The sequence below is a fragment of the Haliea sp. genome (assembly GCF_040222615.1).
Lineage (GTDB): Bacteria > Pseudomonadota > Gammaproteobacteria > Pseudomonadales > Halieaceae > Haliea.
This window is the reverse complement of sequence record NZ_JAVKCQ010000082.1, coordinates 1-16415: the sequence shown is the minus strand read 5'-3', so window position 1 is coordinate 16415 and position 16415 is coordinate 1. Positions and strand designations below refer to the sequence as shown.

At 67.1% G+C, this 16415-nt stretch carries 12 protein-coding genes; 2 read left to right on the top strand and 10 right to left on the bottom strand.

What is annotated here, in order from left to right; translation table 11 throughout:
• The 8 genes from RJQ10_RS07350 to RJQ10_RS07315 all read right to left on the bottom strand — a co-directional run.
• On the bottom strand, nucleotides 1-1586 hold a 1586-nt coding region (locus tag RJQ10_RS07350; RefSeq protein ID WP_350145138.1), incomplete at its 3' end, for an outer membrane protein assembly factor BamB family protein.
• Nucleotides 1583-2338: an SDR family NAD(P)-dependent oxidoreductase gene (locus RJQ10_RS07345; protein WP_350145136.1), complete on the bottom strand. Its 756-nt coding sequence runs from the start codon at nucleotides 2336-2338 to the stop codon at nucleotides 1583-1585. The genes RJQ10_RS07345 and RJQ10_RS07350, both read right to left, overlap by 4 nt.
• A gap of 153 nt (nucleotides 2339-2491) precedes the next feature.
• Nucleotides 2492-3871, bottom strand: a complete 1380-nt coding sequence (locus RJQ10_RS07340; RefSeq protein ID WP_350145134.1) for a DUF1501 domain-containing protein — start codon at nucleotides 3869-3871, stop codon at nucleotides 2492-2494.
• 2 nt (nucleotides 3872-3873) lie between these two features.
• Nucleotides 3874-5613: a DUF1800 domain-containing protein gene (locus RJQ10_RS07335; RefSeq protein WP_350145132.1), complete on the bottom strand. Its 1740-nt coding sequence runs from the start codon at nucleotides 5611-5613 to the stop codon at nucleotides 3874-3876.
• Between the two features lie 166 nt (nucleotides 5614-5779).
• Nucleotides 5780-6052: a hypothetical protein gene (locus tag RJQ10_RS07330; RefSeq protein ID WP_350145130.1), complete on the bottom strand. Its 273-nt coding sequence runs from the start codon at nucleotides 6050-6052 to the stop codon at nucleotides 5780-5782.
• A gap of 201 nt (nucleotides 6053-6253) precedes the next feature.
• Entirely contained in the window at nucleotides 6254-7675 is a 1422-nt protein-coding gene (locus RJQ10_RS07325) for a TIGR03013 family XrtA/PEP-CTERM system glycosyltransferase (protein ID WP_350145129.1), read from the bottom strand.
• A 144-nt stretch (nucleotides 7676-7819) separates the two neighbouring features.
• Nucleotides 7820-9097 carry a pyridoxal-dependent decarboxylase, exosortase A system-associated gene (locus RJQ10_RS07320; protein WP_350145127.1) on the bottom strand — a complete coding sequence of 426 codons (1278 nt, stop codon included), beginning with the start codon at nucleotides 9095-9097 and terminating at the stop codon, nucleotides 7820-7822.
• Nucleotides 9094-10704 (bottom strand): acyl-CoA ligase (AMP-forming), exosortase A system-associated, encoded by a 1611-nt coding sequence (locus RJQ10_RS07315; protein WP_350145125.1) that lies wholly within the window; start codon nucleotides 10702-10704, stop codon nucleotides 9094-9096. Before RJQ10_RS07315 ends, RJQ10_RS07320 begins: the two co-directional genes overlap by 4 nt.
• 142 nt (nucleotides 10705-10846) lie before the next feature.
• On the opposite strand from RJQ10_RS07315, the gene RJQ10_RS07310 reads away from it, so the two are divergent.
• On the top strand, nucleotides 10847-11647 hold the full coding sequence (locus RJQ10_RS07310; RefSeq protein ID WP_350145123.1) for a S1 family peptidase: 801 nt from the start codon (nucleotides 10847-10849) through the stop codon (nucleotides 11645-11647).
• A 39-nt stretch (nucleotides 11648-11686) separates the two neighbouring features.
• A complete protein-coding gene (locus tag RJQ10_RS07305) occupies nucleotides 11687-12196 on the top strand; it encodes a low molecular weight protein-tyrosine-phosphatase (protein ID WP_350145121.1) in 510 nt (169 codons plus the stop codon).
• Nucleotides 12197-12206: 10 nt separating this feature from the next.
• On the opposite strand, the gene RJQ10_RS07300 is transcribed toward RJQ10_RS07305, so the two are convergent.
• Nucleotides 12207-15560, bottom strand: a complete 3354-nt coding sequence (locus RJQ10_RS07300; RefSeq protein WP_350145119.1) for a VanZ family protein — start codon at nucleotides 15558-15560, stop codon at nucleotides 12207-12209.
• A gap of 18 nt (nucleotides 15561-15578) precedes the next feature.
• Nucleotides 15579-16415, bottom strand: an 837-nt coding sequence (locus RJQ10_RS07295) for a sigma 54-interacting transcriptional regulator (protein ID WP_350145117.1), incomplete at its 5' end; no start/stop codon positions are given.

Genomic DNA, 16415 nt, shown 5'->3' with positions numbered 1-16415 from the left:
CCCGGGCAGGCTTCGATGGTGTCGCCGACGCCGGCGGCGACAATGTCGTCCCGGTAGCGCACCACGCCGCGCACCTTGTCGATCTCGGCGTAAATGGTCTGGGGCAGGGTCTCGGCGACGCTGACATACTGGCCGGTGCTGCGATCGAGCTGCCACAACAGGCCGTCCTTGCCGATAGTGAATACCCGCTTTTTGCCATCGACATCGATCAGGACCCGCTCGAAGCCCACTTCCATGTCGATGGTCTCTCCCGGAATATGCTGGAAATACCAGGCCAGCTCACCGGTATCCGGGCGCAGTGCCAGGGTCGAGTTGGTATACAGGGCTTCGTCGGTGGTGGACATGCCGCGGCTGGCGGCGACCCAGGGTTTGGCCTGGGAGGTGCCGAGGATAAACAGTTTCAGCTCCGGATCGTAGGAGCCGGCAATCCAGCTGTCGCCGCCGGCGCGCATCTCCGCGGGCAGCCCGGCCCAGGTATCGCCGCCGGGGGTGCCGGGCAGGGCGATGGTGGAGGTGCGCCACAGTTCCTCACCGGTGTCGGCGTCGTGGCCGGTGATGAAACAGCCGTCCTCCTTGTACCACTCGCAGCCGTTGATGCCGCTCAGTACCACGCCGTCGCCGACAATGGGTCCGGCGGTGTGGGTGTAGCCTTGTTCGTAGTCCGCCTTCGGCGTGCGCCAGACCTCCCGGCCGTTGCGGGCATCGACCGCGACGATGGCCGCATCGTAGGTGGCCATGTAGAGTTTGTCGCCGTAGATGGCGATGTTGCGCACCGGGCCGCCCAGGGTCCGCGATGCTTCCGGAAAGCTGTAGCTGTATTCCCAGATCAGCTCGCCGCTGTCCGCGGCGACGGCCTGGATCACGTTGCCCGGGTGGGTCAGGTACATGATGCCGTTGTGCACCAGCGGGGTGACCTGGTTGCTGCCGTCCTTCATGGTCAGGACCCAGGCCAGCTTCAGGTCACTGACGCTGTCGCGGTTGATCTGCTGCAGTGGGCTGTAGCCCTGCCCGTCCAGGGTGCGGCGCCAGCTCAGCCAGTCGCTGTCCGGCGGGTCGCGCAGCAGCGCGGCGGTGACCGGCTGGAAATCCTCCACTTCCCGGTTGCTGAAACCACCGCGGGTGCGGGCGTCGGCATCGATGCTGCCGGCGGCGTCGAAGGCCACCCAGGACACCACTTCCGAACCGTCCGCGGCGGCTGCCAGGGCCGGCAGACTGGTGAACAGCAGGCTCTCCGGATCGCCGGCTTCCCGGTTGGCCTCGATCAGCCAGGCGGCAATGGCTGCGTGCTCGGCGTCGCTGAGCTTGCCGGCTCCGCCGGGCGGCATGTTGGCCCGGTTGTAGGCGAGCAAGGCCATGGCTTCCCGCGAACCCCACTGGCCCAGGAATCCGGCGCCCTTGAGGGTATTGCCGTGGGCCGAACCGCGCAGGTTGAGGCCGTGGCAGACGGCGCAGTTCTCCGCGTACAAGGGCTCGCCGCTGGCGGCCAGGGTGGTGTCTGCCTGCGCTATCGGGCCCAGCGCGGTGGCCGCGGCGAGGGCGGCGGCAGCCACGGTGAGCGTACAGTGTTTGCTGGTCAGCGAATTCATGCGCTGTAACCTCCATCGATACCAATAATCTGTCCGTTGATGTAGCCCGCCTGGTCGCTGAGCAGGAATGCGGCCAGGGCGGAGACTTCCTCCGGGCGACCCATGCGGGGCATGGGGGTCTTGTCCAGGCAGTCCCTGATCACAGCCTCGGCCACCGGGTCCGCGGTGAAGGAGCTGTGGACGATACCGGCGTCGATGACCCCGGGCGCGATACCGTTGATGCGGACGTTCTGCGGGCCGAGCTCCCGCGCCAGCTGGCGCACGATGCCCATGATGGCGGTCTTGGGGATGCCGGACATGGCGTCGTTCTCGAGGGTGCGCAGGACCGCCGTGGTCAGCAGCTGCAGGATCGCGCCGCCGCCCGTGGCCGCGAACAACTTGCCGGCGGCGGTCAGCAGGTTGAAGGCGCCCTCCACGTCAGTGGTCATGATATGGCGAAACTCGGCGCTGCTGATCTCGGCGAGGGGCCGCAGCGGGATCGCGGGGCCGGTGGCATTGACGACCCCGGCCAGCCCCGCGCCCAGACTGCCGGCGTGAGCGAGAAAGCGCTGCACCTGCTGCTCGTCGCAGAGGTTCACCGGCTCTACGCTGGCGCTGCCGCCGGCCTCCGCAATGCTGGTGGCCAGCTGCTCGGCTGCTTCCCGGCGGCTGTGATAGCCCACCACGAGGTGGTAACCACGGGTTGCCAGCTCCCGACAGATGGGTGCTCCCAGTCCGCCGGTACCACCGGCGACGGCGATCGTTTTCTGCATTATTGTTATTCCTGTCCGGGTACCGCACCTTCCAGCGCTGGCACTTTTGCTTGTTTGAGTCTAACAAGATAAGCGTAACAGTACCGGCGAGGCTTGTCACCACAGAAACCGGGGGCCAGCTTCGGGAGCCAGGCCCCGTATTGGTCCCCGTGCTCAGCCGGGCAGCATGAAGCCCAGCGGCGCGCCCTGGGACGGGCTGTAGAAGCGCCCCAGGTTGGGTAGCACCTGGTCGAGGTCACTGTCGGAGACGCCGAACCAGCGGACCAGTTCGGCGAAGTAAAGATCCGTGGCGGTGGTAGGGATATACACCCCGCGGCCGACGTCCAGGGGATTGTCTGGACTGAGATCCGGGTACTCGCCGTAGAACTGGCCGCCATTGACCGCACCGCCCATGATGACATGGTGACCGCCCCAGCCGTGGTCTGAGCCCTTGCCGTTGGAGGTCAGGGTGCGGCCGAAGTCCGACGAGGTGAAGGTGGTCACCAATGACAGGGCATCGAGTTCCGTCAGGGCGTCGCGAAACGCCAATAGGCCGGCGTCGATCATCGGTAGCATGGCGGCCTGGTTTTCCAGCAGGCCATCGTGGTGATCCCAGCCTCCCACCGTCACAAAAAAGGTCTGCCGGGTCGCGCCCAGTTGCTCCCGTACGCTGATCAGGCGGGCGATCTGGCGCAGTGACTGGGCGAAGTCATTGTCGGCAAACGCTGTTGCCAGCGGTGTGGCGGAAGCCAGCGCTGAGGCCACGGTCTGCTGGGTAGCCAGGGCCTCGGCGAAGCGGTTGCGGTATTCCCGGCGCAGCAGCTGGCGCTGGTCGGCGGCCAGCAGGGCATCCACCACCCCGCGGGTAAACTCCCCGCCGGGCGTGTCATCGGTATAGCCGTTCAGGCTGACCGCACCCGCGTCTGCGGTGGTGACACTGTAGGGTGTGGTGACCTGGCCGCTCTGGAAGACGTTGTTGCCGGAGAGGGAAATATTCATCGACAGCCCATTCAGGGGGGATGCGCCCTGCACCAGATCCGCGATACGTCCGCCCCAGCCCTGGGCGATACGTGCGTCTGACACCGCGGTCTGCCACTGCTGGATCTGGTCGGCGTGGGACAGCAGGCCCAGGGGCACAGGCCAGGAGCCCGCGGCGACAGCGGCGGTGTCCAGTGGCACCACCAGGGGGCCGACGTTGCTCAGGGTTGCCGCGTCGCCCGCCGCGAACAGCTGTTGCAGCCCGGGCATGCCCGGGTGCAGGGCGTAGCGCCTGCCGTCGCTGTCACTGCCGGCGAGCGGCAGCAGGCTGTCCCGGGGCAGGGCGAGATCCGAGCGCATGGCGGCATAATCGGCGTAGGCGCCAGTATCCCAGGGCACCAGCATGTTGAAGGAGTCGTTGCCGCCGGCCAGCAGAATGCACACCAGTGCCCGGTAATCGCCGGTTGCCTCCTGGGCCGCGGCCCGGCGGGCGAAGCCCAGTTGCAGCAGGGGCGCCAGGCCGCTGGCGGCACCCAGGGTCAGGCCGTGTTGCAGCAGGTGTCGACGGGTCAGCATGGTCACAACTCCACGGCGTAGTCGGGGGAGATCAGCAGCAGGTACAGGACAACCCGGACCCGCAGCTCAGTATCGTCGATCAGGGCGGCGGCCTCGGCGATGCTGTCGCGGCTATCGTCGCCCAGAGTGCCGTAGGTAAAGACCGTGTCCAGGCGGTCCAGCAGCGCCGGGACGTCGTCAGCCAGTGCCAGATATTCATCGAGATCCAGGCTGGCGGGGCTGAACGGCGGCACCCGCAGGTCGTTGAGGAAATCGCCCAGTACCGCGCCCTGCAGCAGGTTGGCAATGGCGATGACCGAACCGCTGTTGGTAATCTGGAACTCCGGCGCTACCAGCCCCGCGTCGGCGATTGCGCCCACCGGCTGGAAGGCCGGCAGGAAAAAATTGAATACGCTGGGGGCCGACAGCGGGTGTTGCTGGATCTGCTCCTGGACGTAGAAGCCGGTGTTGGCGTAGAAACCGTCCGGGCTGCTGGCGTTGAGCTGGCGCAGGGCGGCCACCAGCCGCAGCAGGGGCTCACGCAGTTTGCCGCGGGGGGTGTCCGGGTCCGGCAGTGCCAGCGCTTCCGGGTCCAGCAGGACTGCCCGCAGTACGCTGCGCATATCGCCGCGCACCGCGCCGCCGTCACCGTTGAAGGCCGCGGTGACCCGTTCCACATAGGCGGGCGAGGGATTGGAGCTGACCAGCCGCTGGATCAGCTGGCGGCCGATGAATGGCCCGACATTGGGGTGCTGGAACAGGTTGTCGATGGCATCCTCGATATCCTGCAGGCCACCCTGGCCGCCAGCGAGGATGGCGCCCCCCAGTAGTTGCTTGTCGCCGTTGTCGTGGAAAGCCTCAAACATGCGCATGGGTTCGCGAAATTCGGGCAGGCGGCTCGGAAAACGGTTGTTGGCTCCGGCAAAGGACAAGCCGGTGAACACCCGGGCCAGCTCGCCGATATCTTCGTTGTCATAGGTGGGGATGGGCTGGCCGGCGTCATCCAGGCGCTCGCTGCCATCGGGATTCAGCTCGAACAGGCCGATGGAAAACAGCTGCATGACTTCCCGCGCGTAGTTTTCGTCGGGGAAGGTGTTGGCCTCGGGGTCGGCGCGGGCATTGTTGATGTGGCTGAGGTAGACACCCATGGTGGGGTGCAGGGTCACCGCCAGCAGCAGGTCGCGAAAATTGCCGAAGGCGTGGCTCAGCAGGGTGTCGTAGTAATTGCTCATGGCATAGGGTGAGATGAACAGCACATCGAGATTGTCCGACACCACGAAGATTTCGCTGAGGGCAAAGGCTACCCGCTGGCGCAGCTGGTCTTCTGCCGTCAGGGTCCGGTGCCACCAGGCCATGCGACTGAACACTCCCTGCAGGATGACCGGATCGAGGTCGAGGTCGAGTACGTCGAAGTCACCACGCGCCGCGCGAGTCTGCAGTTCGGCCACGACCGGGTCGTGGTAGGCGGGCGGCAGGGCGAACTGGTCCTCCAGCCAGGCGTCCTGGCCCCGGTCGGCGATGGTATTGATCTCGGCCCAGGGCATGCCGAAGGTCGCCCGGGAAGCGAGCCTGGCGGCTGCGTTTATGCCACGCAGGGGTTCCGGAGTGTCCGGGTCAACCGGCGCGGGGTCCCCGCCACCGGGGGCGGGCGTGTCAGGTGGGGCAGGGGATTGCGCGGTCTCGCTGCCACCGCCACCGCCGCAGCCGGCAACCACTGCGAAGGTGCCGGCGAGCAGCAGGCTGGCCAGAAGTCGGCGTGCCATGGAGTCGCCCTCAGTTACCCGTCAGCTTACCAGTCTAGTGGCAGCGCTGGCGCTTGTCGTGGGCAGAGTCGGGAAAAGTAGGGATTGGTGAGCCGCGCCGGGGGCAAGTCACCTTTGGCGGCGCCACGCGCGATGGCGGGGTGACCCTTGAGGCTGGGCCGGGGGACTACCGTGAATGGTGCCGGCGATCGGGCCGCTGGCGCCGGTCTTGTGGGATGAGCTCGCCGTCGACCGTAATGGGGAACATCACCGGTGGTCGTGATTGTCGGCGATCCTCGCGGTTGCGGGGCCGGTAGTCGCGGCCACTGTCGGCAACCAGCCCCAGGGGTTCGCTGTCGTCCTCGGAGACGTAGCGGCGGGCGGCCACGGTGAAGATGACAACCGATATCAGGAGAGCACCCAGCCCAAGTACAGCGATAATCGTCAGTACCATGTCCATTGCCTGCGTACCCCTTCCGGTTTTCTCGCTGCGTTGTTTATGGCAAGCAAGTTTTGCACCAGTCTTGCTGCTGGCTCACGTTATCAGAAGGTTACCCAAGCCGGGGCTGTAGCTCAAGGCGCGAAGCGGGGAGAACGTTAAAAAATCTGACACATTTGGGGTATGCCGGCGCCCGCGGGAGCCGGCTGCCGGGGGTGCCTGTCAGCGGGCACCCTTGCCGAACAGAATAACCTCTGCGGTTTGCAGCAGTACCAGGAAATCCAGGAACAGGCTGCGGTTCTTCACATAGTAGAGATCGTATTCCAGCTTGTGCAGGGCGTCCCGGGTGGAAGCGCCGTAGGGATAGTTGAGCTGGGCCCAGCCGGTAATCCCCGGCTTGACGCAGTGGCGTTTGTCGAAGAACGGGATCTCTGTCGACAGCTGGCGCACGAACTCCGGACGCTCCGGCCTCGGCCCCACCAGTGACATGTCACCGACCATCACATTGATTACCTGGGGCAGTTCGTCGATGCGCAATTTGCGGATGATATGGCCCACGCGGGTAATGCGCGCATCGTTGCTGGTGGCCCAGCGTGCCTTGCCATCGCTTTCCGCGTCCACCGTCATGCTGCGGAACTTCAGGACATTGAAGGTCCGGCCGTCCAGGCCCACCCGCTTCTGGCGGAAAATGACCGGGGCCCGCCAGCCATCTTCCAGCTTGATGGCGAGGATAGTGACCAGCATCAGCGGCCAGGTACCGGTCAGCAGCAGGAAGCCCGCCAGCAGGTCCATGCCGCGCTTGGTGAAGCCGTGGGCCCTGCCGCAGTTGAAGCCGTCGGCGTAGATGAACCACTCGGCCGGGGCTTCCTCCACCAGCACCTTGCTCGCCTCCTGCTCGAAGAAATCGAGAATGTTCATTACCTCGATGCCCCAGGTGCGGCAGCGCACCAAGTCGTCTGCCGGCAGGGTGCGCGGGTCATCCAGGGCGACCACAATCTGCTGGATATCGTGGTCCCGGGCGTACTCCGCAAGCGACTGGTCCGGGGTGAACACGTTCCCCGTGGTCACGGCGGTGTCCTCGTTGCCCCAGCGCACATAGCCGGCTACCCGAAAGCCGCGGCGGTCGCTCTTGCGCCGCATGCGCCCGGCAATATTGGCCGCGCGCTGGCCGCTTCCGAGCACCAGTACCTGGCGTTTGAACTGCTCCAGCTCAACCGTATTACTGAACACGAGCCGGGTGGTGAGGGCGGAAACGAAGGCGATCACCAGAGTGTAGGCGAGTACGCCGCGCCACAGCAGCAGGGAAGGCAGCAGGTAGAAGATGGCGGACATCGCCACCATGACCAGCAGCAGGGCGCCGCCCACGCGCAGCAGGACGCCGTTGGTACCCTCCCGCAGACGTGGCTGGTACAGCCCCATGGACGTCATCGCCAGCACGGTGATGACGGCGAAAATACCGGCTCGCACCGGCAGCGCGTTCAGGTGCAGCCCCAGCTGCACGGGCTCGCGCAGGTAATAGGCCCAGGTGGCCAGGTAACAGGCGCCGACGAACAACACGGCGTCCAGGAGCGCCAGCCAATAGTAGGCGATATGGACGTGGTGGTTGAAGACGCGTTTGGTTCCCAACAGGCTGCTCGCTATCATGATCGCTGACTCTCTGGCTCGTCCGGCTTTGCCGCCCTGGGTTCCGGTTTCGGTTCGCTCAGCAGGGACTTTTCAGTCTAGCAGGTGATCATGACATTTCCTGTGCGGTGTAAAATTTTGTGACAGAGGTCGCAGTTGGCTGCCTCAAAGCAGGAATTCGAGGGGGGGAGGGTGGCTGAGAAACTGATGGGGGCTGGCGGTATAGCCATAGGCACCGGACTGGAACAGGACCACCAGGTCGCCGATAGCGGCCCGCGGTAGCGGCATGCGCTCCGCCAGGATGTCCAGGGGGGTGCACAGGGGGCCGACGATGGATACGGTTTCCTCCTCATCGCTGTGGACGCGGTTGCCGATACAGACCGGATAATTCTTGCGAATTACCTGGCCGAAATTGCCCGATGCGGCGAGGTGGTGGTGCAGGCCCCCGTTGGTGATGAGGAACGTGTGGCCACGGGACACTTTTCTGTCGCTGATCGTGCAGACGTAGATGCCCGCTTCCGCAACCAGGTAACGCCCCAGTTCCATGACCAGTTCCACGCCGGGCAGTTGTTGGAGCGCTTCGTCCACCCGCTGCTGCAGATTGGCCACCACCGGCACCAGGTCCAGGGGTTCCTCGCCGGGAAAGTAGGGCACGCCGAAACCGCCACCAATGTTGAGCCAGCGGAAGGGCCTCGGGGCCTCCGCCGCCAGCCGCAGGGCGAGGGCGAAGGTCTTGTCGTGCGCCTCGATCAGGGCTTCCGGGCGCAGATTCTGGGAGCCACTGAATATGTGCAGGCCCACCAGGTCCAGTGGCAGCGCCGCGAGCTGTCGCATGACATCCGGCACCTGTTCGGCATCGATGCCGAAGGGCTTGGGGCCGCCGCCCATTTTCATGCCTGAGGCCTTGAGCTCGAAATCCGGGTTGACCCGGATCGCCACCGTCGGTGGCGTTGCCACGGTGCTGGCCAGGTCCGCCACCCGCTGCATTTCCGTGGTCGATTCGAGAATGATGATGACCCCGGCCCGCACTGCCGCCTCCAGGTCCTCCAGCGACTTGCCAGGGCCCGCGAAGCTGATGGTGGATGGATCGATGCCGGTGGCCAGGGCTGTGGCCAGTTCGGCGGCAGAGGCCACGTCGAGGCCATCCGTAAGTCCGGCCATGTGTCCTACCACGGCGGGCATCGGGTTGGCCTTGATCGCGTAGTGCAGGTGAATGGCTGCAGGCAGCTGCTCCCGCAGGGTCTGGACGCGCCGGGTCATCAATGCGCTGTCGTAGGCGTAGAACGGGCGGCCCCCGGCCCGCGCCGCCAGGGCGGTGAGCGGCTGGCCACCCAGCTGCAGGCAGTTGTCGACCACGGCGAAATTGAGCTGCGGTGCGTGCCGGGGGCGGCTGCGGGCCGGGCTGTCGGCGGCGCCGGTTGCGGGGTCGGTGCTGCTGGTCACGTCCGGGACTCCTCAAGCAGGTGTGCATACTCGGCGCCAAGGGCGCGCCGGTCGATCTTGCCATTCTGGTTGTGGGGCAGGGTGTCGCGCACCACGATTCGCGTCGGCACCATGAAATTGGGCAGCTCCCGCTGGCAGAAGGCCAGCAGGTCCGCGTCCAGGGTTGCCCGGTCGGCGCCGGCTGCCGGGGTGACTACCAGGGCGATGGCCTGCCCCAGCTGGGCGTGGGCCAGGCCCAGCGCCGCTGCGCCCGCCACCAGCCCCGAGTGGTAGGCAACTTCTTCCACCTCTGTGGGGCTGACACGGTAACCCGAGGTCTTGATCATGTCATCCTTGCGGGCGACAAAGTACAGGAAACCGTCCTCGTCGCGCGCCACCTGATCGCCCGACCATACCGCCAGCTCGGGTACCGGCAGGGCCGGGTCCTGCCCCGGGCAGGGCCGGAACCGCTCCGCGGTTTTCTCCGGGTCGTTCCAGTAGCCGAGGGCCACCAGCGCGCCCCGGTGCACCAGCTCGCCGGGCTCGTTGGGGGCGCACACCTGGCCCGCTTCATTGACCACCAGGATCTCGGCGTTGGGGATCGCCTTGCCGATCGACTGTGGCCGCGCGTCCAGCTCCTCCGGGGGCAGGAACGTCGAGCGGAAAGCCTCGGTAAGGCCGTACATCAGGTAGATGCGGGTGTGCGGCAGGCGCTGCTGCAGGGCGCGGGTACTGGCCACCGGCATGGCGCCGCCGGTGTTGGTGACGTAGCGCAGGCTGTCCGCGACCTCGGCGGGCCAGTCCTGCTGCAGCAGCTGGTTCCACAGGGGCGGTACCGCAGCCAGGCCGGTCACCCGGTAGCGGACCACCGCCTTCAACACATCACGCGGCAGCAGGTAGTCCATCAGCACCGCCGAGGCACCCACCGAGAAAGCGGTGGTGAGCTGGCTGAGGCCGGCATCGAAGCTCAGGGGCAGCACCGCCAGCAGCCGGTCTTCCGGCGTATTTTCCAGATACTGGGCAACGCTGCGGGCGCCCGCCACCATGTTGCGGTGGGACAGCACCACGCCCTTGGGATTGCCGGTGCTGCCGGAAGTATAGAGCAGCGCAAGCATGTCGGTGTCGATGCGGCGATGGGCGGGCCGCGCCGGAGCCGCCAGCAGGTCGCGCCAGGCGCGCAGGGTGATCGCGGGCAGCTCCCGGGTCAGGGCATCCACGCCTTCGGCGGCGAGCTCATCCACCAGTACCACGGTGTGCAGGTCCGGGCAGTGGGCCAGTTCCGCGGCCAGCAGCTGCAGGCGCTGGCCCGAGGTGACCAGTATCCGGGCCTGGCTGTGCTGCAGGATGTAACTGACCTGGCGCGGCTTGAGCAGGGGGTTCACAGGGACAAAACTGGCGCCAGCGGCGGCGGCGCCAAACATGGCCGCTACCGTTTCCGGCTGCTTTGGCAGATAGACGGCCACCCGCTCCGCCGCCTTGATGTCAGTCGCCAGCAGGCCGTGGGCAACGCCGCTGACATGCTGCCACAGCTCGGTGTAGTTGAGGGTGCTATTCCGGAACAGCAGCGCGGGCCGCTCGCCCTGAGTGGCTGCGGCTGCGGCAATGAACTCGTGGAGCAGATCCGCCACGTGCTGGTTCTCCCTGTGGGTGTTGTTTGCGCTGCCCATGCATTCTGGACTAAGGTTCTCCGGCGCCAGTGTTGCCCGCAGGGCCGCCGGCGGCAAGTGTCGAGTACCAGAAGTGTGATCCCGATCCGGCAGGAGTGCCATTATGAATCCGAATTCCCGTGCCCGCCATCTGGCCCGGCTGCCGGTGTTGCTGTTGTCACTGCTGCTCACCGCGCCCGCGGCGCTGGCCGACTCGCTGGCGGATGTCATTGAGCGAGTGCGGCCGGCCATTGTTGGGGTCGGCACCAGTTATCCCCCGCGCCAGCCCATCGGCGACAGGCGTCCGGACGTTCTGCGGGGGACCGGATTTGTCGTGGGCGATGGCCAGCTGGTTGTGACCAACTATCACGTGCTGCCGGAATTGCTTGACCACGATAATCAGCAGCGGCTGGCGGTGTTCACGGGGCGCGGCAAGGATGCACGGGCGCACGCCGCGGAGATTGTCGCCGAGGATCCCACCCACGACCTCGCCATCCTGCGCATTGCCGGTGGCCCGCTGCCAACCCTGGCGCTGGGTGATGACCGGGCGGTTCGGGAAGGGGATTCTGTGGCGTTTACCGGCTTCCCGATCGGTGCGGTGCTGGGGCTGTACCCGGTCACCCACCGCGGTATTGTCTCGTCGATCACCCCGGTGGCGCGCAGCGCGGACGGCGCGCGCGACCTCACCGCGGTGCAGTTACAGCGCATGCGCAATCCGTTTGCAGTGTTCCAGCTCGATGCCATCGCCTACCCGGGCAATAGCGGCAGCCCGGTGTATGATCCGGCCACTGGCCGGGTACTGGGTGTGGTCAATAGTGTGTTTGTGAAGGAGTCCCGGGAAGCGGTGCTGGAGCGGCCTTCGGGTATCAGCTATGCGATCCCGGTCACCTGGGTTGCGGAACTGCTGCAGCGTGTCACACCCTAAACCCGCACCGGCCACCGCTGCGGGGGAGCCGACACTGCGATGATCTGGTGGCGTCCCCGGCTGCGAGTGTTGTTTGTCTGCACCGCCAATGTCTGCCGCTCGCCCCTGGCCGAGGCGCTGCTGCGCCACCGGTTGCGGGCGCTTGGCCTGCAGCGGCGGGTGGCGGTGGCCTCGGCCGGCACCCGGGTCGGCCAGCCGGGCCGGCCACCGGACCCACGCCTGCGGAAACTCGCGCTGGAAGCCGGTTTTACCCTGGGGCGCATCCGCGCCCGCCAGCTGACGCCGGCCATGCTTGCGGAGAACGATCACGTACTGGTGATGGAGCCGGTGCACCTGGAGGAGCTGGCGGCGCTGTGCGCCGGCAGCGATCAACTTGCCAAGGCGCGGCTGCTGGGGGACTGTGAGTCCTCCTTGACGCCCGCAGCGGCGGCCATCCCCGATCCCTATTTCAGTGATTGGCAGGGGTTCTGCGCGGTGTATGAGCGTATAGAGGCGGCGTTGGACCTGCTGGTCTCAAATTTGCTGGTGGAGCTGGACACGCAGGCCTGAGCGACCGGCATCAGGGGCGCCGCTGCACCCGCACCGGCTCGCTGCCATCCGGCAGTACGTACACCACCTGGCGGTCATCGCCAACGGTCAGCAGCAGCGAACCGTCCACCCGCTGCAGCGCCATTGGCGGCAGTGCCTCAGCCGCGCTGGCGAGAGGGGCGGTGCGCATCACCACGAGGAATTCATGCCGGTGTTGCTGCAATCCCGGCTGCAGTTCCAGGCGCCAGGCGCCCGGCTCCGCGCCGCGTTCAGCGGCCAGGCGGCGGGCGGCTTTCTGTACCGTGCCGCCCTGGTCCTGGTTGCTGCCATCGACAAAGTACTCGAACCCGGGGCCACCGATTGCGGTCAGGCTGGCGTCTTCGGGCAGCAGCACCTGCCCGAGGAGTTGTCCCCCCGACATGCCGGTGCTGGCATTGGCGGCAACCGCGACCCGGAAACTGCGGCCGGCAATCGCAGGCTGTCCCTGGCTGTGCAGCAACCACTTCTTGCGGAAGGCGGGATTGGTACTGTCCACCTGATCGTGGACGATCACCAGAGCCTGCTCCCGGTCGAACAGGAAACTGCGCTGAAAATGGCGCACGCGGCGGCTGCGCTCGGCGAAATCACCGCGTCCGGAACGGCTGTTGGTGTAGGCCGGCGTGAGATCCGCGACCACCCAGGAAACGCCCTCGGTGTCGCCCTGGAGGACCTTGCCCACGGTCTGGTAGTGATCCCGCTGCTGGTACCAGTGGCTGTAGTCCAGGGGTGCCGAGCGCCCCCAGCCGGATCCCACCCGGCGCTGGCCACCGTCGTTGGCGATGGCGCGGCTGGCATCGCCTTCCCGGCGCGGTGGCATGGGCACGGTATCGTCAGGGTCGGTCACGGTGACGACGTTGTGGGCAATACTCTGGCTGGTGTAGATACGGTGGTGGTCGGAGCCGGATCGGTTGTAGAGCCCGCTGTCGATGGCCAGGGCCCCGCCGCTGAAGATGGTGAAGGCGCCCTGGTCCAGGTGCGAGTGCGACCAGTAGTTGTGACCCGCCCTGAAGCTCACGAAGGTGGTGTCCGGGTCCCAGGACGAGCGCGCCAGCAGCAGGCCGATGCCGTCGAACCAGCGGCTGGTGGGCAGTGCCTGGCGGGCATCGGGATCCGCCAGCGAGGCCCGGGACAGGGGCCCCCAGGGGTAGCCCAGTGGCGTGGGCAGCTGGGGCGGTTTGGCCAGGGTGTAGGCGGCGCGGTGGCCCAGTTCCAGCGCCAGTGGTGCCAGGTCGGGAATGTGGCGGCGGAAAAAGGCGGCGTCGCCCAGGCGGACGTAAGTGCCATCCGGGCGGGTGCGATGGACGGCGAAGTCGGCGAAGCCGCGGATGCCGGGCTCGCTGGCAAACAGGTCCTCGCCGGTGGCGTGGCGCCACAGGGCGGGCAGGCGATGGATGGCCTGGCCAATGCCGATGCCGACGTATTCGCCCCCCTCGTGCCAGCCGCCCTGCCGGCCCATGACCTGGCGCCATACCGGCAGCACCCGGTGGCGCCAGTAGTCGGTGGTGAAGCGCATGCAGTGGTCGTCGGCGCTGTCGCCGTGGCTGGCGATCGCGGCCATCATCAGCGCCTGCAGGGGACTGTTGTAGAGGTAGACGTTATAGGGTGACAGCGCGTACTTGTCGGTAATGGCGTGTACCTGGTAGGCGCAGGCGGCCTCCAGCTTCAGCAGCAGCGTCCGGCGTTGCTCCAGGCTCCAGTCGGGGTACAGCCAGTCATAGGCCAGCGCAAGCGGCGTCGTCTGGAGGTGGCCGCGCCAGTTTGGTTCCAGCGCCAGCAGCGCGGCGTGCAGGGCGTCCAGGTCCACCGAGCCGGGCTCGGCCCTGGCCAGCAGGATGCGCGAGTAGAACTCACCGGCGGCCGCCCTGCGCCGGTGCTTTGCCCAGAATCCGGGATTGTGGTTCTGCAGCAGCTGCACATCGGCGGGCATCGGGGCCGGCAACCGGGGGTGAGCCTCACGCCAGGCCGGAAACACCGGTGCCGGCAGTTGGTCGTCGGCGGGCAGTGTGTAGGGCGGGCGCTGGTCCCGGGTGCCGGTGGCGTAGAGTCCCCCCAGCAGCAACAGGCAGGCCACTGCGACCCATCCCAGTTGCCGGGTGGTGACTTTGCCTCGCCACCGGGTGCCGGTAGCAGCGCTAAAGGCAGCCGGCGCCCCGGGCCTGTGCTGTTGCTGCTGCCAGCCCCAGGCCGATGCCAGCCACCAGGCGGCGGCAGCGACCAGCACATCGGTCAGGTCCGGGTGGCGGCCGGGAATATACTGCTGCCACCACTCCAGCCCGAAGGCCGCCGCGGCGACAGCGCCGGCCAGCAGCGCGCGGCCATACCTGTCGCGTGTCCAGGGGTAGAGCGCCCAGGCCAGGGCGACGAAGACCCAGGTGGTCGCCAGCAGGTTGACCACTCCGTTGACGCTGTTCATGTGGCCGCGCAGGGGAATCCAGTTCATGCCGCGCAGGGCTGTGTCCTGGGCGGCCGGGAGCAGGGCGTCGTGCACGTGGAATGCCATCAGTGCCAGCAATACCGTCAGCCGCAGCAGGCTGACCGGAGCCCGCCGCAGCAGCCACAGCGCCGGCGCCGCCGCGGCAAGCGCGAGCAGTGCTTCCGTCGACAGCACCCGGCCCATGACCAGAACCTTGCCCGCCAGTACGGCGAGGGTCAGGCACAGCAGCCAGCGGACGCGCCGGCGGGCCGGTGCCAGGATGGCCAGGGCGAGACTGCCCACCGCCACCAGCATCAGCAGGTAGCTGGTCAGCCTGGCAACCTCCAGCGGTGCATGGCCGAGCAGGCTGGCCTTGAGGGGTGCCACCCCCGCCCTCAGATTGCCGATATCCAGGCTCGGCACCAGCGGCGCCCACTGGGCCAGCACCCAGCAGCTCAGGGCCAGCAGGCCGAGGCGACCGCTGGCCGGGTCCTGCAGCGCCCCGTGCACGCTCTGCAGCAGCCGCCGGGCCAGGGGCAGTCGCGTCGTCAGCCCGGCGCCCAGCGCCCCCAGCAGGCTGCCGGCACTGTTCAGCAGCAGGTCGGCGAGGGAGCTGACCCGGTTGGGGAGATAGGTCTGGCCGAATTCAAGGACGGTGGACAGCAGCACGCCGCTGGCTGTTGCCAGCAGCAGGCGCCGCACCAGACCGCCGGGCAGGCAGAGCATCGCCAGCAGCCCGAACGGCAGGTACACAATGAGGTTGAGAATGAAGTCGGAGCGCGGCACCCGCGCCGGCCGGTCCAGCGCCAGGAAGGCCTCCAGCCCGCCCAGGTTCCAGTCCCAGCGCTCCAGGGGAAACCAGGTGCCGTAGACCAACAGGCAGGTATAGGCGATCCACAGCCAGGGTAGCGGGTTGCGCGCCGGCTGGTTCATCAGCGGCCGCTGACCGGCCTATTTGAGGGCATATTTCTCCAGCATGGAGTACAGGGTGGGGCGGGTAACGCCGAGCAGATTGGCGGCTTCGGACACATTGTCGCCGGCGTGGCCAAGGGCCCGGATGATGGCGTCGCGCTCGGCGGCCTCGCGTATCTGGCGCAGGTTCAGGGGCATGTTTTCACCCGCGGCCACTGCGTCAAGTTCCAGGTCACTGGCAGTCACCTGGGAGCCCTCGGCCATGATGGCGCCGCGCTTGACCCGGCTCTCCAGCTCCCTGACATTGCCCGGCCAGCTGTACTGCTCGATGGCTGCCAGCGCTGCGGCATCGAAACTCAGGCTGCCGGCACCGAGTTCACTGGCGAAGCGCGCCAGGAAGGCCTTGGCCAGTACCGGGGCATCGCCGGTGCGGTCTTTCAGGGCCGGGATCTGGATGGTCATTTCGCTGACGCGGTAGTACAGGTCCTCGCGGAAGCGTCCATCCCGCATCTGCTGTTCCAGGTCCTGGTGGGTCGCGCAGACGATGCGCACGTCCACCGCGATCTCCTTGCGCCCGCCGATACGCTCCACCACCCGCTCCTGCAGGAAGCGCAGTAGTTTCGCCTGCAGCTCCAGCGGCAAATCGCCGATCTCGTCGAGGAACAGGGTGCCCTCGTGGGCGTATTCAATCTTGCCTGCTGTCTGCTGGTTGGCGCCGGTGAAGGCGCCCTTTTCGTAGCCGAACAGTTCGCTCTCCAGCAGGTTTTCCGGGATCGCGGCGCAGTTGATCGCCACCAGGCGCTTGCCGGCCCGCGGGCTCAGTTCATGCAGGGCGCGGGCGAAACGCTCCTTGCCGGTGCCGCTGGCGCCCAGCAA

Coding starts and splice junctions, on each gene's coding strand:
- RJQ10_RS07335 (WP_350145132.1), bottom strand. CDS start 5,613: ATGGCACGCCGACTTCTGGCCAGCCTGCTGCTCGCCGGCACCTTCGCA.
- RJQ10_RS07310 (WP_350145123.1), top strand. CDS start 10,847: ATGAATCCGAATTCCCGTGCCCGCCATCTGGCCCGGCTGCCGGTGTTG.
- RJQ10_RS07300 (WP_350145119.1), bottom strand. CDS start 15,560: ATGAACCAGCCGGCGCGCAACCCGCTACCCTGGCTGTGGATCGCCTAT.
- RJQ10_RS07325 (WP_350145129.1), bottom strand. CDS start 7,675: ATGATAGCGAGCAGCCTGTTGGGAACCAAACGCGTCTTCAACCACCAC.
- RJQ10_RS07340 (WP_350145134.1), bottom strand. CDS start 3,871: ATGCTGACCCGTCGACACCTGCTGCAACACGGCCTGACCCTGGGTGCC.
- RJQ10_RS07330 (WP_350145130.1), bottom strand. CDS start 6,052: ATGGACATGGTACTGACGATTATCGCTGTACTTGGGCTGGGTGCTCTC.
- RJQ10_RS07345 (WP_350145136.1), bottom strand. CDS start 2,338: ATGCAGAAAACGATCGCCGTCGCCGGTGGTACCGGCGGACTGGGAGCA.
- RJQ10_RS07305 (WP_350145121.1), top strand. CDS start 11,687: ATGATCTGGTGGCGTCCCCGGCTGCGAGTGTTGTTTGTCTGCACCGCC.